The following is a 20,323-nucleotide window of genomic DNA, read 5'->3' on the forward strand; positions in this document are numbered from 1 at the left end:
CTTTATTCTTACTAACATTCCAAAATATGTGATTAAAATTAAATTACTCAACGTTACAATTTAAGAATTATATATTATATTGATAGAAAAGATACATATTGTCTAGAAAACACAGATTTGTATGCTTCTTTTTTAATTTATGGATGAATTGTCTAAAATACTAGCAAGCGGGTGGGGAAATGCCTAACTATGATTTTCATAATTGCCTATCTCCAAGAGAGTTCGAGGAGTTGGTGCGAGATATTCTTGAGATTAAGGAGGAAGTTGACTTTGAAATTTCCGGTAGAGGGAAAGATGGGGGCGTCGACCTGCGTTATTGGGAAGAAGATACCAAAATTATCGTCCAAGTTAAATGTTATCAAAATAATTACAATCAATTGTTCAATATTTTAAAAAACCAAGAAAAACAGAAGGCAAAGGCTTTAGCACCATCTCGTTATATTCTTGTAACTTCTGTTCAACTCGAATTAAATCAGCGTCAAAAGATACTTGATCTGTTTGAAGGTATGATTGCAAGACATGCTGACATTATAGATAGGGTTGATTTGAACAACTTGCTAGGAAATGAGAAGTACCATAGCGTTGAACGTGCTCATTACAAATTATGGATTAGTAGCACGAATATCATTACATCACTTCTTGATGAAGTTGTTCACCGGGATATCATCGCGGAGTCAAAGGGAGAATTAAAGGAAATAGAGAGAACGGTAAAGGTGTTTGTTCAAAACCCTAGTTTTGGTCGTGCTATAGATATTTTAGAAAAATTTAGGTATGTGTTAATTTCTGGAGAGCCAGGTATCGGTAAGACTACGTTGGGACGTTGTTTGGCTGCTTATTTTTTACAGCGAAAAGGCTATAATGAGTTCGTTTATGCAGATACAGTAAGCACGGCACTGAGAATGTATAAAGAACAGGAGAAGCAGGTTTTCTTTTTTGATGATTTTTGGGGAGATACCTTTAAAGATGAAAAAATTCCTCATAATGAGGAAAAACATTTGTTAAAGTTTATTCATCGAATTTCAAATTCACATAATAAAATTTTGATCTTAACTTCCCGAGAATACGTACTTCAGCAAGGGCAAACCCAATATCAAAATGAACAACTAAAAAGAACCTTTGATATGGGGAAATGCATTCTTCAATTGGAAGATTACTCAAATTTGACTAAGGCGAAAATTTTGTTTAATCACATTTACTTTTCCCGCCTTGAATGGGAATATGTTCAGGTTATAGCTAATGGATACGAGAGAATCGTAGATCATCCTAATTATAATCCAAGGATTATTGAAACTTTTCTTGATCAAGGTTCAATTTTGTTTGAGGATGTTTCTCCCTCGGAATATTATAAAGAATTTCTAAAATACTTGAGAGAGCCTCTAGATTTCTGGAAGAGTATCTTTATGAAGCAAACTTTAGGTTGTCAACTAACAGCCCTTATTTTGTTTTTATCATCTCAACCTATACGATTAACCGATTTAGAGTTTTCATACTATTCTTGCTTAGAATCAAGTAGGAAAAGTAATCTAACCATTCAAGAATTCGATTTTCACAGCGTTATTGCTCAATTAGAAAAAACGATGATCACGACCTATTATGAGGAGGAAACGTCAACAATACTAGTAAAATTCCAGAATCCGTCCATTAAAGACTTTTTACATGATTATTTAACTAAAAATATACATTATTATGGTAAGACTCTAATAGAGGGGAGTCCGTTCATCAATCAAATATTCTTCATGTTTAAGGTCACAAATGTAGTGCGTGGAATCAATGATCTCACAGAAGAAGATTATTTTGATAAGAATAGGATACGTTTACCCGAAAATCTAGAGAAGATATTAATCAATAGAATAATTACTGATTTTGATACTTTAAAATACTCTTACGCAAAAAGTAATGTTATTGAAAATCAAATTTCTGTACTTGTAAAACCTAATGACTGTATTGTAAGTAAACTGACAGATATTATTTTCAGTATATCTATAAACGAAAATCCTATAATGGACGAATTTATAATAAATAAAATTCAGTATTTATGTTCCAAACTTCATGAAGAAAAATATCCTTTATCTTACGATGATATGGTTTCTTTTCCTTACTTAATTAAGTTGGCAAAGCCACTAAAGATTAAATTAGATGGAAACGATTTGATAAATGACTATTATGAACGTTCCAGATTCGCAGAACACCTACTAGTACTCAATGAATTCGAAGACATATATCAAGAAGAGTATAATAATTTCAAGAAAAAAAATCATAAAACAATAAAGAGAAATATTAAAGAGTTATTACTAGATGATATTGATTTCTTTGTTTCAAACCTGGAATACGATCGGATAGATTTTCTAATTGATTATATTTATCCTAAGATTCTAGTAACATATAAACTCCGTTACAGTAAGGCATTCCTTAAGGAATTAAAAGAAACCCCTGGCTTCTTTGACGAGGAGAATGACGAGTTCAATAAGAAACGATCTGAGATGCTTGAAAGTAATAAAATTATAATTAAAAATATCGAAGAGGAACAGCAACGATTTGATGAATTGATCAAGAAAGAAATAGGCTCTCTTATAGGAGAGACAGAGGAAATGAATGATGAAGATGCCATAAAAGAATTTATCCGAAAAAACACTCAAACGCAAATAGAAGCACAAGAGGTATTAGAAATATTTCAGAATGAAGATCCTTGGTATATATATCCTTTTTTTAGTAATTGGAATAGACTAGCCCTTTTGCTTTCTTATTATCATCTTGAGAAGCATTTACCGTTAACGAGTGCTTCATTTTATGAAAAGTTATTAATCCTTTTAATTCATCAAAATAGTAATACTACTGTAACTAAAAATATTAATTCCATCGTAGAGATGTTCTCTGAATTTGCGTTCGATATGATGAGAAAAGGACAGAACATATTTTCTGAACAAACTCTAAAAAATCATCCAGCCTTTAAGGATAGATTGGAAACAAGAGAGATCGATTTATCTGCTATACTGTCTTTTCCTCTTATTGTTCAAAGAGGAAAGTGGTATGAATTTCAAACACTGGCGTTCCAAGTTTACCTGTCTCTCAATAACTTTCTTACTTCCAAAAAAAATGACGAGATAGATTCTTATAACGAATTTCTTAATTTACAGGGTCCTTTTGTTGATAATGAACATGATATTTGGCTATTGTGCTCTGAGTTAGATTTACAAAATTTTAATCTCCCCTTTTTGATACCGATCCTAAAAGAATATTCAGGGGAATTGGAAAAAATCAGTAATAAGATAGTGGCCGCTAACACTTTTAGATTTTTAGAACTTACCTTTTCTTTCAAAATACCTAATGAAACTTTTCTTCCTAAATATAATGGATCTACCTGTAATGGAATTCAAATGTCAGCACTAGAGTTTGTTGGACATGACTTGATAGAATTAGATTCTTTCCTGCACTATGAAAATGACGTGGGAAATAAGGAGCAACATTCAAATTTAATTAGATTGAGTCAATTCATTTTACAGCAGAATTCACAGGGATATGAAGAAAATGAGTATTTACTTGATTTTTCAGAACATGCTAATAACCCAGACCTGCTAGAGATTCTCGAAGATTTGGGAGTGTGTAATTTTTTAATGAGTTCGTACCAGCAGATACTGAAAAAGATAAAGAAGACAGAGGAAGCAGAATATAAGTTTCGTCTTGATACTTATCTAGATGACACTAAAATTCGCAGATTTGTTTCAGTTGATTGATTTAGGAGGACGTATGAAATTCCCCAATTCTACAGGTTTATCGCTTGCTATCTTAGATGGTTTTTCTCAAGGTGATGAGTTTGTGGTTCGATGCATTGATAACTATAATTATCCGTTCCATGATTTTATGTTGAAAGCCCAGACAAATGAGTGGCCCCCTACTGATGCTGTTAGTCATACGAAAAACCCAAGGCTCTTTGTAATATCTGGTCATCGAGACAAGGTGTTTCGAGTAGAGAGATCTTGGAAAAAGAGGATTAAAAATGTTTTTATGCAGCTTTTGCAAAGAAAACAGATGATGGAAAGAATAAATGATAAAGAGTTGAAGGAGACAGAACGATACTGTTTGGAGTCACTGTACTGTCTTTATTTATCAGAATTAGTGACCGATGAAAATATTTATTATCCAGAGGCTAAGATATTTCATAATGAGGGCGATGATTTAGTAATATTAGTTTTCTATATGAGTACTAGTCCAAGTGACCATCAGTTTGAAAAGGTTAAAGATACCGTTAATTTCTGGATTGACCGAGAGAGACCGTTTTTAAAAGGTTATCAGTGTCTTATCCGCTCTTTCATTTTGCGAAATATGGTTGGTCGAAAGGTATTGGCTTCTTTTCCTGATAGCTATGGAAATTGGGGATTACTATTGGAGGGGGGCATGTTTTTACCGTTGAAAGAGGATTTAGAACTTGGACTGAGTAAATTAAAAAGTGAGCATATAGGTGAATGGACAGCAGGAGAAGTTGAAGAAATATTACTTAATCCTATTTATTCCTTTGGATTTTATTATGAACATTCAGATTTAGTATGTGAGTGGTTTTATGTTTTTTTATACGTTTTGGCCACGTTGGAAGAAGATAAGTTAAAAAGGATTGATTTTGAATTGTTGTACCGGAACTTTTATGATTATATAGCAGAAAACATTTGTCCTTATATTCAAATTGAACAAAGAATAATTACAATAAGCGATTATGTAAAAGTACTTAGAATAACACTGGAAAACGTAAGATCGTATTTAAAAGGTAAGGAAGAAAAAGGGGTATCAAAAAATATTTTATTAATGATGCGTAATAGATATGCTTATTTACCTGAACTCCATCAGTTTATAATTAAGAATTCAAGCCTCACTTTGAAGGATATATTTAATTCTGGCTATTCAAATAAAAAAGACTGGAGATATGCTTTAGATCGGTTAGAAGGAGCGTCTAGCTCTTTCGAGAAAGGAACTAGTTTTGAGAATTTGGCACAATCTTTTATTCACATGATACCTGGTTTTAAAATTACGGATGTTAGAGCAAAAAAAGGTAGAGCGGAGGTAGACATTTATTGTTGTAACATTTCATATGATTCTTGTTTATGGAGGCTTGGGGCTTTAGTTTTGATTGAATGCAAGAATAGATTAAATAAGACGGCAGTATCAGATATTCGTAACCTGGTTCCTACTATGGAGGCTAAAGGAATTCATGGAGCAATAATTTTTAGTAGCACAGGATTCACATCGATTGCTTTGAAAGAAATTAAATATCAACTTTCAGGCGGGAAAATGATTATTCCTATCACATTAGAAGAAATACAGCTAATAGATAAGAGTAAAGGAGCTTATGACCTTATAAATGAGAAAATAAAACAATTTGATCGATTAACTGGGGAAAATTCTGACCATCTGTATTTTTAGAAAAATATTAGAGGCAACAATGTGAAATGTTGACCTCACCTTATTTTCGGAATTACGAAAACCGCAATTTTTTTATGAGAAAATATTAAAGCGTGAAAAAAATGAAACAAGAACTGAAATAATAAATAATTAATTAGTTAAATTTTTATGATTAAATAAATTCACCTAACAACGAATAATTATCAATAGTTTCGTGCAAGTAACTACCCCACTTCAAAGTGCGTACTTCCTGAATGGATAGTCAGGGTCTACAATGAATGAGTAGCTATAACAAACACTGCATGCATCTGAACAGAAGAATTGGTGCAGGCTAAATATCTGATTATTATTTTTACAGGAACGACTCATACTTGAACAACAAAGGAGAAATAAATGATGAAATTGCAATTAGCACTCGACTTGGTAAACATCCCTGAAGGTATCGCACTGGTTAAAGAGGTTGAACAATATATTGATATCGTTGAGATTGGTACACCCATCGTTATTAATGAAGGGTTGCACGCGGTTAAAGCGATGAAAGAAGCATTCCCTAATCTGCAAGTTCTTGCAGATCTTAAAATCATGGATGCTGGTGGTTACGAGATCATGAAAGCAGCCGAGGCGGGTGCGGATCTGATCACAGTGCTTGGGGCAACCAATGACAGTACGATCAAAGGTGCAGTAGCAGAAGCGAAGAAACAAAACAAACAAGTTCTTGTGGACATGATCAACGTGTCTAACCTTGAACAACGTGCTCGTGAAGTTGATTTGCTTGGCGTAGATTACATCTGTGTACACACGGGTTATGACCTGCAAGCCGAAGGACAAAGCCCGTTCGAAGATCTGCAAACGATCAAAGCCGCTGTGAAAAATGCTAAAACAGCTGTCGCTGGTGGAATCAAGCTGGAAACATTGCCAGAAGTGATCAAAGCACAACCGGATCTGGTTATTGTAGGCGGCGGTATCACAGGACAAGCAGACAAAGCCGCAGTAGCAGCTGAAATGCAGCGTCTCGTTAAACAAGGGTAAGCGGATGAGCAAAACACAATATGCAGCGGACATCTTGAAGGAGCTGGAACGCACGTTAAGCCAGATCGATGATGCAGAGATGCAAGCGATGGCTGAACAACTTCTGGCTGCAGAACAGATTTTTGTGGCTGGGGCAGGCCGGTCAGGTCTTATGGGAAAGGCTTTTGCCATGAGACTGATGCAGATGGGGCTTCGTGTATATGTGGTGGGTGAGACCGTTACACCCGGGATCAGCTCGAAGGACTTCCTGTTATTGTGCTCAGGCTCAGGAGAGACAGGCAGTCTGGTAGCGATGGCTCAGAAGGCTAGTCAGGCAGGTGCACCTGTCGGTCTGATTACGATTAAGCCAGAGTCCACAATTGGGCAACTAGCGACTACGGTCGTTCGGTTATCGGCATCAGCCAAAGAGGACACAGCGAATGCGGGAGCGGACGTTACGATTCAGCCGATGGGTTCACTGTTTGAACAGGGATTGTTAATCGGCATGGATGCTCTCATCCTTACGATGATGGAAATGAAGGGTATGACCGGAGCGGATATGTTTGGCCGCCACGCCAACCTGGAATAGTCTATCACGAACCGCGTCAGCAAGCTGAAAGAATGAACAGATACAGGACCGGAATCCTTCGAATGTGAAGGGCTCCGGTTTTTGTGTGGTGTACAGGTTCATTATTTATTGTGGAATGCTTGGTCATTGTCCTCTACCTTTGCATCTTGCCCAGGCTGTAGTAGAATTAATAGAAAGCTGTATCGAATGAATGTACTTATTACATCATGCATGGAGCGGAAAGCTTACCTCGTGTGAAGTGTCCCCGTGATATGCGTAATATATGCGATATAAGATGGAAGATGAGGGGGCTCGGAGCCATGGCAGCCGAAGTCAAGGAACGGATTAATCTGAAAGAAATCAATTGTGAGAAGGAACTGACCCTTGCGGTGATCGGGGGCAAATGGAAACTGATTATATTGTGGCATTTGGGTCTCGAAGGCACCAAACGTTTCAGTGAGTTGAAACGCCTAATCCCTCATATTACCCAGAAGATGCTGACTAACCAGCTACGTGAACTGGAGGAAGATAAGCTGGTTGAACGCAAGGTATATGCTGAAGTCCCTCCTCGCGTGGAATATACGTTGACGGATCACGGCCAGAGCCTGATGCCTGTCCTGCACGCAATGTATAACTGGGGCAAAAATTACGGTGAAAACGTAATCTGGAAAGAAAGCTAAATAAGTAAGATCTACAATGAACCGCCGGATAAATGGATTCTTCCATTACCGGCGGTTTTTAAGTTACTTTCAAACCATGGTCACATGAGCAAAAGTTTATACGAAACGTAGAAGGCTATTCTGTCATCGGAGTGATACGGATAAACTAATTTGTCAGCTCGACCATAAATCTATACCATAAGTCTAATTATTCGCAGATGCTATGTATAGATAAGCGTAATATGATACGATGAGAGATATTGGAAAATGCAAGGAGGATGACAACGAAAGATGGAAAAAATACGTACACGCGCTGAGGTAAACCCGGAAACAACCTGGAATCTGAGAGATTTATTTGCAACCGATGTGGAGTGGGAGCAGGAGCTTCAATCACTTCCAGAGGCTGCGGCTTATATCGAGACGTTCAAAGGACATTTGGGTGAAGGCGCTGAGCAGTTACTGGCTTGTCTGGATGCTCGTGAAGCGTTGCAGGAGCGTATCAGCAAAGCGGCTTCTTACGCCCGGCTGAAGCAGTCTGAGGACAGCACCAATCCGGTGAATGTAGAGAATTCAGCCAAAGCAGGAGATATCCTATCGAATCTGTCGTCGTCCTTGTCTTTTGTCCATTCGGAGATCGTTGAACTTCCGAATGGAACTGTAGAGCGTTATATTCAAGAGCTTCCGGGACTGGAACCGTATGCGCGGAGTTTGGAGCGGTTGCTTCGAGAAAAGGCACATCGGCTTACGCCCGAGACCGAGAAGGTGCTCGCTTCACTCGGAGAGGTACTGGATTCGCCATACCGAATCTATCTGCGCGGTAAACTGGCAGACATGACGTTTGACGATGCTCTCGATGGAGAGGACAATACTCGTCCACTGTCCTGGTCCTTTTATGAGAACAATTATGAGATGTCGTCCGATACGAAGCTACGGCGCTCTGCTTATGCTGCGTTTAGCTCCACATTGAATGATTACAAAAATACATTCGCAGAGGGTTACGCGACCGAAGTGAAGAAACAGGTCGTTCTGTTCAGGCTTCGCGGGTACGACGATGTCACAGATATGCTGCTCAGTCCACAGCAGGTGAGCAAAGAGATGTACAACAATGTCCTGGATATTATCCAGCAGGAACTTGCACCTCATATGCGCAGACTTGCGGCCCTGAAGAAACGTGAACTGGGTCTGGATAAGCTGATGTTCTGTGACCTGAAAGCTCCGCTTGATCCTGAATTTAGCCCAACCATTACATATGATGAGGCGTGCATACTCATTCGTGAAGCACTTGATGTGCTTGGACCAGAGTATGGCGAGATTGTGGAGCGCGCATTCAGTGAGCGCTGGGTGGATTATGCGGATAATGCAGGCAAATCCACGGGGGCATTCTGTTCCTCCATCTATGGTTCACACTCCTATATTCTGATCTCATGGGCGAATAACATGCGCGGAGCGTTTACGCTTGCTCATGAAGTGGGACATGCAGGCCATTTCATGCTTGCAGGTCGTTACCAGCGGCTCACGAATACACGGCCGTCTCTCTACTTCATTGAAGCACCATCAACCATGAATGAAATGCTGCTGGCTGATCATTTGTTAAAGCGTTCCGATAATCCGAGAATGCGTCGTTGGGTCATTTTGCAACTGCTAAATACGTATTATCACAACTTCGTTACCCATCTGCTCGAAGGCGAATTGCAGCGCAGGGTGTATGCACGGGCAACGAACGACGAACCCATTACGGCGAACACGTTAAGTCAGCTCAAAGGAGACATCCTCTCTGAATTCTGGGGACCTGAACTGGTGATTGATGAAGGGGCCAAACTTACCTGGATGAGACAACCTCATTATTATATGGGGCTGTATCCATATACCTATGCAGCAGGTTTGACGGCTTCCACAGCAGCTGCGCAGCAGATTCGCGAAGAAGGGCAGCCTGCGGTGGATCGCTGGCTTGATGCACTCAAGTCGGGTGGAAGTCTCACGCCGCAAGAACTGATGAAGCTGGCAGGGGTGGATATGTCGGGACCGGAGCCGATTCGTTCTGCGGTTGCTTATGTCGGTAGTCTGGTCGACGAACTTGAACGTCTGTATTCCTGATCCGGTTCATATAGTATACGGACAAGGTAGAACGGGTTGTCTGCATGCACCGCCCTCCTTGAGTGGGGCGGTGCATCTTATTTTGCAAGGGGAAAGGAACGATGATGAATGGCGTTAACGAGTATGTCCTCAACGATCGGCCAATTAAGCGTGGACGGCTTCGGCGTATTTGACGACATGAATGGAGTACCGGGATTTGAGGGAGTGCAGGGTGGTTTTTTTTCAGGATTGAATGAGTTTGGTGCCATGGGTGCGTTTGTTTCGATTTTTATTGGTGCCGTATTTCTTATCGTTGCGGGTGTGATTGTATATGCCATTATCTCAGGGGTACGGACATGGTCATCGAATAACGCGGCAGCTTTGTTGACCTTGCATTCAACCGTGGTGGCGAAACGTACGAAAGTCACGGGTGGAAGCGGAGATAGCAGTGCGACGACCCGATATTATGCTACCTTTGAACTAGACAATGGAGAGCGCGTTGAACTAATTGTTGGCGGAAACCATTACGGTATGCTGGTGGAGAATGATCGGGGCATGCTGACGTATCAAGGGACACGCTTCAAGCAATTTGAGAGAGATGTACAGCCCCAGTCGAGTGTGCGCAACGGCCAATTTCATATGTGAAAATGAGTGAAACGGCTCCTCCCACGGGGAGAGAGTCGTTTTTGGTATGGACAAAGAGAGCGGAATCAAAGGGTATTCAAACGCTTACATTGATGATATACTCATAAAATAAAGTTAAACAGTATTAAACAAAAATAAACAAACAATAAATACACTATAAAATACAGAGTTACGGACTGACTCAAGAGATACAGTTTGGAAAATAGCATGGGTTCGAAAGGTTGGTGAAATGTGGTGAGTGTACTGGCTTATGATTTGGGCGCGGGGAGCGGGAGAGCACTGCTGGGACATCTGAATGATCGTGGGATCGAAACGTGTGAGATTCATCGATTCAAGAATGAACCGGTGAACGTTGGCGAGCGGATGCACTGGGATATTCTTCGACTGCATCATGAGGTGTTGCAAGGGCTTACGCTTGTGAACCAACGGGGTGAAAAGCCGGAGAGTTTGGGGATCGATTCCTGGGGTGTTGATTTTGGCCTGCTCGGAAGTCATGGTGAATTGCTGGGTAACCCGTATCATTACCGTGATACCCAGTTTAATGGCATGATGGATCAGGTACGCCAAGAGCTGACCTCTCAGCGGATTTTCGAACGTACAGGAATTCAGTTTCTTGGCTTCAATACGCTGTATCAATTGGCAACACTCCAACGCAGCGGTTCCCCGCTACTTCATGAAGCAGAGCGTTTTCTCATGATTCCGGACTTGCTTCGTTATTTCTTGACGGGAGAAGCAGTGAATGAGTTCACCAATGCAACGACAACGCAATTATACAATCCATTGGCGAGTCAGTGGGACAGTGAGTTGCTGGCGCATATTCGCATTTCGGAGAAACTCTTCGGTGAAGCGGTGATGCCAGGTACGCGTGTTGGACAGTTGCGCAGCAGTATCTGTACCGATCTGGGTCTTTCCCCGGTTCCCGTAATCGCCGTTGCGGAGCATGATACGGGTTCAGCGGTTGTAGCCGTTCCTGCAACGGAACGTTCATTTGCTTACCTGAGCTGTGGAACCTGGTCCCTGATGGGTACCGAGATTGATCATCCGGCCATTACCGCCGAGAGTCTGGCCCTGAACTTTACGAATGAAGGCGGAGCGGGCGGAACATTCCGTCTGCTCAAGAACATCATGGGTCTGTGGATTCTGCAGGAAAGCATGAGAGAATGGGAACGCCAAGGGCAGGGGATGAGTTACGCTGAATTATTAGCGAAGGCAGAACAGGCACCTCCATTTGCGAGTCTGTTTGATCCGGATGATGTGCTGTTCATGCCAGCAGGGGACATGACTACACGTATCCGTCAGTATTGTCGTGATACCGGCCAAGTAGTTCCACAGGATCAGGGAGCTATTGCCCGGGCAATTCTGGAGAGTCTTACATTGAAGTATAGAAGAGTTCTGGAATGGACGGAACAATTGTCAGGGCAGACGTTCAACGGCTTGCATATGGTCGGTGGCGGTATCCAGAATCACCTGTTATGTCAGTGGACTGCGAATTCCATTGGCAGACCAGTATGGGCTGGTCCGGCAGAAGGAAGTGCAATTGGAAATATGGCGGTTCAATGGATGGCAAGCGGAGCCTTCAAGGATATCTGGGAAGCCCGCAAGACCATTCGTGATTCGTTTCCGGTTACTGTATATGAGCCGCAGGACAGGACAATCTGGGAAGAGGCTTACGGCAGATTTTTGCGTGTGACGGGCTCATCCAATTCACAAGCGGGGAGTGAGGTCTGATATGCTGGCAGCCGAGCGGTATGACCGGATTGTGGAGATGGTGAATGTAAAAGGCAGTATGCGTGTATCTGAGCTGAGTGAACGCTGCCGTGTGACGGAGGAAACCATACGGCGGGATCTGGATCGGTTGGAAGAGGCAGGACGACTGCGTCGTTCTCACGGCGGGGCAGTGAGTGTGAAGGAAGATCAGCCGGAGATCCCTTACCGGATCAGGGAGACAACCCATGCGGAAGAGAAGAAACGCATTGCACAAGCGGCTCTGACGATGATTAATCCGGGTGATCGCATTCTGTTGGATGCCAGCACAACGGCAGGCTATATGGCAGCGAATATGCCAGATTTTCCGCTGACGGTGTTGACCAATTCCATTCAGGTAGCCACGGAACTTAGCAGTCGTGACAAGGTTGAGGTCATTTCAACAGGGGGCCAGCTAGCACCTCGCTCGTTGTCTTTTGTTGGGCCGCTCGCAGAGCGTTCTCTGGAGACGTATCATGTGGATAAATTATTCTTGTCCTGCAAGGGTGTGCACCTTGAGGGTGGTGGAATCAGTGAATCCAATGAACTTCAGGCCAGGCTGAAACAGAAGATGGTCAGCATAGCCGATCAGGTTTTTTTGCTCGCCGATGCCAGTAAATTTGGTGTTCGTGCTTTTGCCCGGGTAACCGGATTGCATGCAGTTCATACGATTATTACAGACCAACCACTGGACGATGAACAGGCAGGTCGGTTGAGTGGATATGATATAGGAATCATCACGGTTTAAGCTTTTAGAATTTATTTATATAAATTGAACTAAACATTTACACGAAACGGAGAGGACAGAAATAACTTGAAGAAGCGAAGCTAAAGCTTTCTGAAAGAAAACTGCATCGGAAGCATATACTGCGCCTTTATCCCCGGATTTTACCCTTTAAAAAGTACATTGAAAAATCTGGGGATAACAGCGATCGGAAGGTTATTCTGTCATCGGATTGCCCAGTGTAAATATTCTTTAGTCAATTCATCTACTAAACAGTTAATAGGAGCGTGTAATTATGAAGGTCTCCTTATTTATTACCTGCCTCAGCGACGCCATCTATCCACGAGTGGGAGAGGCCATGGTCAGATTGCTCGCCGCTCACGGCGTTCGGCTGGATTTTCCGCCAGTTCAGACCTGCTGCGGTCAGCCCTCCTACAATAGCGGATATTGGGATGAGACCCGGGTAGCGGCCAAGACCATTCTTGAAGCATTTGATGACAGTGATTTTGTCGTCTGTCCTTCCGGATCGTGTACGTATATGATTCATCATTATCCCGAACTGTTTGCCGACGAACCAATATGGTTGGAGAAGGCGAAACGATTGGAAGCCAAAGCCTATGAATTTACTCAATTCCTCGTTCAGGTACTCGGGATAACCGATCTGGGTGCGCATTTTCCGCATAAAGTAACCTATCACCCCTCCTGCCATGGCAGCCGTCTGCTGGGTGTGAAGGATGAGCCAATGGCTCTGCTCTCGGCGGTAAAAGGACTTGAATTAATTCCGCTGCCGTTCGCTGAGGATTGCTGCGGGTTCGGTGGAACGTTTGCCATCAAAATGTCCGATATTTCAGGAGCAATGGTGACAGAGAAGGTCGATCATGTCAAAGAGACGCAAGCCGAAGTGCTGGTGGGGCTGGACATGGCCTGTCTGATGAATATCGCAGGCAATCTGCGATATCGAAATGAACCGGTGCGTGTCATGCATTTGGCAGAGTTACTGTATGAGGGGGTGCGAACAGGATGAGCCAACCGGGAGTCATGGACAAGACGGTCAGAGAACGTGCTGAACTGGCCTTAAACGATGATTTTCTGCGCAAAGCCGTGAAATTTACGACAGAACGATTGCGTAATGGAAAGAAGTCTGCCTCGGAAGAGCATGGAAACTGGGACGAATGGCGGGAACGTGGGCGGCAGATTCGTCTACATACCATTGCGTATCTTGATTATTATCTGAATGAATTCGTCAATAACGCCCGTGCGAATGGGGTTCATATTCATTTTGCAGATACATCGGTGGAAGCAGCGGCGATTGCGCTGGATATTGTGGCTCACAAGCAAGCTTCTACGGTGGTGAAGTCCAAATCGATGGTGTCGGAGGAAGTACATCTGAATCAGGTGCTGGAGTCGGCGGGCATTGAAGCCATCGAGACCGATCTCGGTGAATACATCATTCAATTGGCAGGTGAAGCCCCATCGCATATCGTCATTCCTGCCATCCATAAGAACCGCTACCAGATTGCAGAGCTGTTATCCAAGGAAGCGGGTGAAGTCCTGGAACCGGACACCACTGTACTTGCTGGATTTGTCCGCAAAAAGCTTCGCGAGAAATTCCTGGAAGCCGATATCGGCATGACGGGCTGCAATTTTGCAATTGCCGAGACAGGTTCGATGGTACTGTTCGAAAATGAAGGTAATGCCCGTATGGTCTCCACGGTTCCCAAAACGCAAATTACATTGATGGGCATGGAGCGGATCATCCCGTCATGGGCCGACTTGGAAGTTATGGCAACCCTTTTGCCACGCTCCGCAACAGGCCAGAAATTAACGATGTATATGTCAGGCATTACAGGGCCTCGTCGTACAGCAGATGCAGACGGACCAGACGAAATGCACATTATTATCGTGGACAATGGTCGATCCCTTCAACTAGGTGATCCCGAGTTCCAGGAGTTGCTGAATTGTATTCGCTGCGGCGCGTGTCTGAATGCTTGCCCGGTATATCGTCATATTGGAGGCCATGCCTATGGTGGAACTTATAGTGGTCCGATTGGCGCGGTACTGACACCTGCACTCAATGGCAATATTGATGAATGGAATGATATTGCCGGCGCATCAAGTCTATGCGGAGCCTGTTATGAAGCGTGTCCGGTCAAAATTCCGCTGCATGATATGCTCGTTTATTTACGCAGACGCAAGGTGGAAGATGGACATGGCGACAAAATGGAAAGCTTGGGCATGAAGGGTTTTGCAGCTGTTGTGGCGAATTCCAAGCGTTTCAGCGCAGCTATACGTTTGGGACAGATCGGCCAGAAAGCGATTGTACGTAACAACGGTATTTCACTCAGACTGGGTCCACTCAAAGGCTGGAACAATTATCGGGTTGCTCCAAGTCTGGCCAAGCAATCCTTTCGTCAGCAATGGAAGAAGCTCAATCAGGAACTGAATCAGGACCATCCGGCTATGGATTCTTCCGTTCGCAGCCGCATGGAGCAGATTGTTCGTAAACGAGAGGAAGGGGAGGGTAAGCGTGGTCACTGAACATGAGCAATGGCTCGCACAGTTGGAGAGAAAGTCCCTGGAGAAGCAGGAGCGGTTCATGGATGACATTGCATCCAAATTGAGAAGGCCAAGGCAGCGCCATGCGCCCACCCAACCCTTCCGGGGAGCACCTGATTTCTGGACAGAACTGGAATGGGATGAAGGGCAGCGTATTCAAGCATTTACCGATAACTTTGTGAGTGTAGGCGCCCACATTGCTCGAGTTCAGAACCTGGAAGAAGCATCTCAATTCATAGTTAACAAATCTCATGAACTGAGTGCGAAATATCTCATACGCCAGAATGAACAGGCATTGGACGATCTTGGTTTGGAAGGGCAACTTCCCGAAGTACAGATCTCGGTCTGGAATAGCGAAGCGAGTGAGAACTGGAAAGCTCGGGCAGCCGAAGCTGATATCGGTGTGGTCATGGCGGATTATGCAACAGCATATACAGGCTCGGTCACCGTACTTTCTTCACGGGAAAAGGGTCGTTCGGTCAGTCTGCTGCCTACGGTACTCATCATTATTATTCCATTAGACCGACTACACACCCGACTGGGTGAGACGCTGGATCGGTTTGACGAAGCGGGAAGAGAGAATCTTCCGGCAGGTATCCACTTTATTTCAGGCCCAAGCCGATCTTCTGATATTGAAAATGATTTAACCATTGGGGTACATGGACCAGGTATTGTATATGGTCTGATTATGGGTTAGCTGCGTGTTTAGAGTGATTGCACAACATAATTCTGAGAACTGTCCGAGAAGCAGCTTTTGGCTGCTAAGGGCAGTTTTTTGTTGATCTTTTATAGGTTAAAGCTATTAAATTAATATTTATTATATATTTAACCTATCAATGATAACAGTGTATAATTCATCTCATCAGAGAATTCATATGTGATTACGAATGAAGAATAAGGAGGCGTTACGATGAGTATATTTTCTTATCAGGTTCCATTCATGGATGGGCACAAGGGTGATTTTTCAGCTTTAAAGGGGAAAGTCCTGCTGATTGTGAACACAGCAAGCCAGTGTAGCTACTCTCGTCAATTCAATGAACTTCAGCAGATGTATGAGAAATATGGTGAACAAGGACTGGAGATTCTGGCGTTCCCTTGCAACCAGTTTAACGAGAAAGAACCTGGCAATAGCACTGAGGTTGCAGAGTATTGCAGAAATCAATTTCAGATATCCTTTCCGATCCTGGAGAAGGTTGAGGTCGTTGGGCAGTCATTGCATCCGTTGTTTCGTTATCTGATTAAAAAAGAGCCATTTCAAGGTTATGATCTGGACACGCAAGAAGGACAGTGGATGGACACCTTTGTTAAGGAAAAGTATCCAGAATTGTACCAAGGAGACGGGATCAAATGGAATTTCACCAAATTCCTGATCGACCGTAGTGGAGACGTCCATGGCCGTTATGAAACGACAGTTGCCCCGTTAGAGATGGAGTCAGCTATTCTCAATCTGTTGAAGAATTCCTAGATATGCTGCAATTACTGTCCTGAAGTCCTATGACTTTGGGACTGTTGAAGATTAGAACTGGAAATGTTATGGTAAAAGAAGATAACGAAGTCATCCCTTTTTTTTAGTCTAAAATGACCAATGTACCATTTCGGTCAGTTGGTTCTGTCAGTGATTTTACGGTTATCTGGATGAAATGAGAAAATGTGCAAAAAATAACACTAAATCTGTTGATCTGTAGAGTAATGTATTCGCGTCATTATTTGTAGTTGTAGAACTCTTAACTTGGAGAGAAGGAGTGAGCGTCATGCCACCAATTTCAGTGCCACAACCGAAAACATTTGGCCCACTGGGCAATTTGCCGCAATTGAACTTTGATGAGCCGGTGCAATCCTTGGTGAAACTTGCTGACGAGTATGGACCGATCTTCCGAATGGAGTACCCTGGACGAAGTGAATTGTATATTTCAGGCCATAAGCTCGTAGCCGAGGTCACAGATGAATCCAAGTTCGACAAACGCGTGTGGGCACCGCTTGCGAAGGTTCGTGCGTTCGCAGGAGATGGGCTGTTCACGAGCTGGACCGAAGAGCCGAATTGGAAAAAAGCCCATAACGTGCTGCTACCAAGTTTCAGTCAGCGTGCCATGCAGGGATACCACAACAAAATGATTGACCTAGCTGTGCAGCTGGTCCAGAAATGGTCACGACTGAACCCGGATGAGACGGTTAACGTTCCGGATGATATGACACGTCTTACGCTCGACACGATTGGACTCTGTGGTTTCAACTATCGGTTTAACAGCTTCTACCGGGAAGAACCACATCCATTCATTACAAGTATGGTTCGTGCGCTGGACGAATCCATGAGTTCATTGCAGCGACTGCGTCTGCAAGACAAACTGATGATCACCAAAAAGAAACAGTTTGAACAGGATATCCGTTCGATGTTCTCCTTGGTGGATCACATTATTGCCGAGCGCAAAGAGAAACCGCAGGAAGGCGCAGATGATCTGTTGTCCCATATGCTCAGTGGCAAGGACCCGGAAACGGGAGAAACACTGGATGATGAGAACATTCGCTATCAGATTATTACCTTCCTGATTGCAGGACATGAGACTACGAGTGGTCTGTTATCCTTCGCCGTCTATTATCTGATGAAGAACCCGGATACGCTCGCTAAAGCCAGAGCCGAAGTGGATCAGATTCTGAAAGATCCGGTTCCAACGTACAATCAGGTTCGCAATCTGAAGTATGTGCGTATGGTTCTGAATGAAGCGCTTCGATTGTGGCCTACAGCTCCTGCCTTTTCCCTGTATGCCAAAGATGACACGGTACTTGCGGGTCAATATCCTTTGCAAAAAGGCGACAGCGTCAGTGTACTTATTCCGAAATTGCATCGGGACCGCGAAGCCTGGGGAGATGATGTGGAGGAATTCCGCCCGGAACGGTTCGAAGATCCGAGCAAAGTGCCGCATGATGCGTACAAGCCTTTTGGAAATGGTCAACGGGCCTGTATTGGTCAGCAATTTGCACTTCAGGAAGCGACTTTGGTGCTGGGCATGGTGCTCAAGCATTTTGACTTCATAGATCATTCCGATTATCAGTTAAAGGTCAAAGAAACTTTGACACTCAAACCGGATAACTTCACCATTCGCGTACGTGCTCGTGGGGGCCAACCGGTCATGGCCGTTCCGGGTGTAGCGCTCGAAGAACCGACTCCAGTCGCCAAAAGAACAGAGCCAGATGCGGCAAATGCCCATCACACACCGATGCTGGTTCTGTACGGTTCCAATCTAGGCACGGCGGAAGGCATTGCGCGTGAAATCGCCGATACCGCCAGATATCAGGGATTCCGTAGTGAGGTTGCTACGCTGGATGATCGTGTAGGCAAACTACCGAAGGATGGTGCCGTTATTATTGTCAGTGCATCTTATAATGGTCAGCCGCCAAGTAATGCCAAGATGTTCGTCGAGTGGATTGAACATGCGGACGCCAATGAATTCAAGGGCGTGCGTTTCGCTGTTCTTGGATGTGGTGACCACAACTGGGCGAGCACCTATCAGCGTATTCCACGTTTAATAGATGAACAATTGTCTTCGAGAGGAGCCGAGCGGTTATCGCCCTTGGGTGAGTCCGATGCAAGCGGTGATTTTGAGAAGCAGGTGGGAGATTGGACGGAGCAATTATGGCCGGATCTTGCACGAACGATGGAACTGAAACTGAACACAAGCTCCAATAGCGAACGCAGCTCTCTATCTGTGCAATTCGTCAGTGGACTCGCAGTGACTCCACTTGCAGACACGTATGATGCACATGTGGCGGACGTATTACAGAACAGGGAGCTTCACGACGCGGGCAGTGAACGAAGCACACGTCACCTGGAGATCAAATTGCCAGAAGGCATAACCTACAGGGAAGGGGATCACCTGGGCATTCTGCCGCAGAATCCACCTGAGCTTGTAGAACGTGCATTGCGTCGATATGGATTCACCGGAACGGAACATCTGGTTCTGGATGCATCCGGTCGAAGTGCCGCACATCTGCCGCTTCATCAACCGGTTAACCTGTATGATCTGCTCAGTCATAGCGTTGAACTTCAAGAGGCGGCAACTCGTGCGCAACTGAGAGAAATGGCAGCATATACGGTATGTCCACCGCATAAAAAAGAGCTAGAAGCATTGCTTGATGAGTCCATGTATATGGAAGAAGTACGAAATAAACGTATCTCGATGTTAGACTATCTGGTGAAATACGAGGCATGTGAACTGCCGTTTGAGCGTTTTCTCGAATTGTTGCCTGCGCTGAAAGCCAGATATTATTCGATCTCCAGTTCACCGCGTGTTCAGCCCGATCGAGCGAGTATTACGGTCAGTGTTGTGCGTGCCCCGGCTTGGAGCGGACAGGGCGAGTACAAAGGCATTGCGTCTAATTATCTGGCTAACCTGAAATCCAGTGATGAAGTTGTCATGTTCATCCGGACTCCTGAGTCGGGGTTCCAATTGCCGGGGGACGCTCAGGTTCCTGTTATTATGGTGGGTCCGGGTACAGGTGTGGCCCCATTCCGAGGTTTTCTGCAAGCAAGGCATGTGTTGAAAGAACAAGGACAGGAGGTTGGCGAAGCCCATCTGTACTTTGGATGCCGGAATCCTGAACATGATTATCTGTACAAAAACGAATTGGAAGCAGCCCAGGAAGAAGGGCTTGTCCAGCTTCATACCGCTTTCTCCCGAGTGCACGGGGAAGAGAAATGTTATGTACAGCATCTGATGAGAGACGATGCTCACCAATTAATTTCTTTGCTGAAACAGGGTGGACATCTGTATATTTGCGGTGATGGTAGCAAGATGGCGCCTGATGTGGAGGCGACACTCAAGCAAGCATACGCTGATATTCAAGGCAAATCTGCACAGGAAGCCGAAGAATGGTTCGATCAACTTCAGCAGGAAGGGCGATACGCCAAGGATGTATGGACAGGTATCTGATGTAAGTATGTGAAGTGAATGGTGATTCAGGTCC

Annotated in this window: 14 protein-coding genes; all 14 read left to right on the forward strand. The window is 43.9% G+C overall.

Translation table 11 applies throughout. From position 1 onward, the window contains the following. Window positions 1-179 precede the first annotated feature (179 nt). The 14 genes from C0Q44_RS21745 (at window position 180) to C0Q44_RS21810 (ending at window position 20,289) form a co-directional block, all read left to right on the forward strand. A complete protein-coding gene (locus C0Q44_RS21745; protein WP_105409340.1) occupies window positions 180-3,731 on the forward strand; it encodes an nSTAND3 domain-containing NTPase in 3,552 nt (1,183 codons plus the stop codon). Continuing rightward, a complete protein-coding gene (locus C0Q44_RS21750) occupies window positions 3,694-5,409 on the forward strand; it encodes a restriction endonuclease (RefSeq protein WP_258166489.1) in 1,716 nt (571 codons plus the stop codon). Before C0Q44_RS21745 ends, C0Q44_RS21750 begins: the two co-directional genes overlap by 38 nt. Before the next feature lie 375 nt (window positions 5,410-5,784). Beyond that, entirely contained in the window at window positions 5,785-6,417 is a 633-nt protein-coding gene (hxlA, locus tag C0Q44_RS21755; protein ID WP_105409342.1) for a 3-hexulose-6-phosphate synthase, read from the forward strand. A 4-nt stretch (window positions 6,418-6,421) separates the two neighbouring features. Then, the gene (gene hxlB, locus C0Q44_RS21760; RefSeq protein WP_105409343.1) at window positions 6,422-6,985 is read left to right on the forward strand and encodes a 6-phospho-3-hexuloisomerase; all 564 of its coding nucleotides are present in this window, start codon (window positions 6,422-6,424) and stop codon (window positions 6,983-6,985) included. Window positions 6,986-7,284: 299 nt separating this feature from the next. Beyond that, a complete protein-coding gene (locus tag C0Q44_RS21765; protein WP_105409344.1) occupies window positions 7,285-7,644 on the forward strand; it encodes a winged helix-turn-helix transcriptional regulator in 360 nt (119 codons plus the stop codon). 270 nt (window positions 7,645-7,914) lie between these two features. After that, window positions 7,915-9,717: an oligoendopeptidase F gene (gene pepF, locus C0Q44_RS21770; protein ID WP_105409345.1), complete on the forward strand. Its 1,803-nt coding sequence runs from the start codon at window positions 7,915-7,917 to the stop codon at window positions 9,715-9,717. Window positions 9,718-9,840: 123 nt separating this feature from the next. Further along, entirely contained in the window at window positions 9,841-10,341 is a 501-nt protein-coding gene (locus C0Q44_RS21775; protein WP_258166490.1) for a DUF2500 domain-containing protein, read from the forward strand. Window positions 10,342-10,575: 234 nt separating this feature from the next. After that, window positions 10,576-12,069, forward strand: a complete 1,494-nt coding sequence (locus C0Q44_RS21780) for a rhamnulokinase (RefSeq protein ID WP_105409730.1) — start codon at window positions 10,576-10,578, stop codon at window positions 12,067-12,069. Window position 12,070: 1 nt separating this feature from the next. Then, on the forward strand, window positions 12,071-12,832 hold the full coding sequence (locus C0Q44_RS21785) for a DeoR/GlpR family DNA-binding transcription regulator (RefSeq protein WP_105409346.1): 762 nt from the start codon (window positions 12,071-12,073) through the stop codon (window positions 12,830-12,832). A gap of 271 nt (window positions 12,833-13,103) precedes the next feature. After that, window positions 13,104-13,832 carry a (Fe-S)-binding protein gene (locus tag C0Q44_RS21790; protein ID WP_105409347.1) on the forward strand — a complete coding sequence of 243 codons (729 nt, stop codon included), beginning with the start codon at window positions 13,104-13,106 and terminating at the stop codon, window positions 13,830-13,832. Next, on the forward strand, window positions 13,829-15,346 hold the full coding sequence (locus tag C0Q44_RS21795; RefSeq protein ID WP_105409348.1) for a LutB/LldF family L-lactate oxidation iron-sulfur protein: 1,518 nt from the start codon (window positions 13,829-13,831) through the stop codon (window positions 15,344-15,346). The genes C0Q44_RS21790 and C0Q44_RS21795 overlap by 4 nt, the downstream gene beginning before the upstream one ends. Continuing rightward, window positions 15,336-16,061 carry a LutC/YkgG family protein gene (locus C0Q44_RS21800; RefSeq protein ID WP_105409349.1) on the forward strand — a complete coding sequence of 242 codons (726 nt, stop codon included), beginning with the start codon at window positions 15,336-15,338 and terminating at the stop codon, window positions 16,059-16,061. The genes C0Q44_RS21795 and C0Q44_RS21800 overlap by 11 nt, the downstream gene beginning before the upstream one ends. A gap of 213 nt (window positions 16,062-16,274) precedes the next feature. Further along, window positions 16,275-16,829 (forward strand): glutathione peroxidase, encoded by a 555-nt coding sequence (locus tag C0Q44_RS21805; RefSeq protein WP_105409350.1) that lies wholly within the window; start codon window positions 16,275-16,277, stop codon window positions 16,827-16,829. A 286-nt stretch (window positions 16,830-17,115) separates the two neighbouring features. Then, entirely contained in the window at window positions 17,116-20,289 is a 3,174-nt protein-coding gene (locus C0Q44_RS21810; protein WP_105409351.1) for a bifunctional cytochrome P450/NADPH--P450 reductase, read from the forward strand. Window positions 20,290-20,323: the final 34 nt, after the last annotated feature.

It is taken from the genome of Paenibacillus sp. PCH8 (genome assembly GCF_002968835.1).
Taxonomy (GTDB): Bacteria; Bacillota; Bacilli; order Paenibacillales; family Paenibacillaceae; genus Paenibacillus.

What these genes read in the sequence shown, in the direction of transcription:
- C0Q44_RS21745 (WP_105409340.1), top strand. Translation starts at nt 180, where the DNA reads ATGCCTAACTATGATTTTCATAATTGCCTATCTCCAAGAGAGTTCGAG.
- C0Q44_RS21750 (WP_258166489.1), top strand. Translation starts at nt 3,694, where the DNA reads ATGACACTAAAATTCGCAGATTTGTTTCAGTTGATTGATTTAGGAGGA.
- hxlA (WP_105409342.1), top strand. Translation starts at nt 5,785, where the DNA reads ATGAAATTGCAATTAGCACTCGACTTGGTAAACATCCCTGAAGGTATC.
- hxlB (WP_105409343.1), top strand. Translation starts at nt 6,422, where the DNA reads ATGAGCAAAACACAATATGCAGCGGACATCTTGAAGGAGCTGGAACGC.
- C0Q44_RS21765 (WP_105409344.1), top strand. Translation starts at nt 7,285, where the DNA reads ATGGCAGCCGAAGTCAAGGAACGGATTAATCTGAAAGAAATCAATTGT.
- pepF (WP_105409345.1), top strand. Translation starts at nt 7,915, where the DNA reads ATGGAAAAAATACGTACACGCGCTGAGGTAAACCCGGAAACAACCTGG.
- C0Q44_RS21775 (WP_258166490.1), top strand. Translation starts at nt 9,841, where the DNA reads ATGTCCTCAACGATCGGCCAATTAAGCGTGGACGGCTTCGGCGTATTT.
- C0Q44_RS21785 (WP_105409346.1), top strand. Translation starts at nt 12,071, where the DNA reads ATGCTGGCAGCCGAGCGGTATGACCGGATTGTGGAGATGGTGAATGTA.
- C0Q44_RS21790 (WP_105409347.1), top strand. Translation starts at nt 13,104, where the DNA reads ATGAAGGTCTCCTTATTTATTACCTGCCTCAGCGACGCCATCTATCCA.
- C0Q44_RS21795 (WP_105409348.1), top strand. Translation starts at nt 13,829, where the DNA reads ATGAGCCAACCGGGAGTCATGGACAAGACGGTCAGAGAACGTGCTGAA.
- C0Q44_RS21805 (WP_105409350.1), top strand. Translation starts at nt 16,275, where the DNA reads ATGAGTATATTTTCTTATCAGGTTCCATTCATGGATGGGCACAAGGGT.
- C0Q44_RS21810 (WP_105409351.1), top strand. Translation starts at nt 17,116, where the DNA reads ATGCCACCAATTTCAGTGCCACAACCGAAAACATTTGGCCCACTGGGC.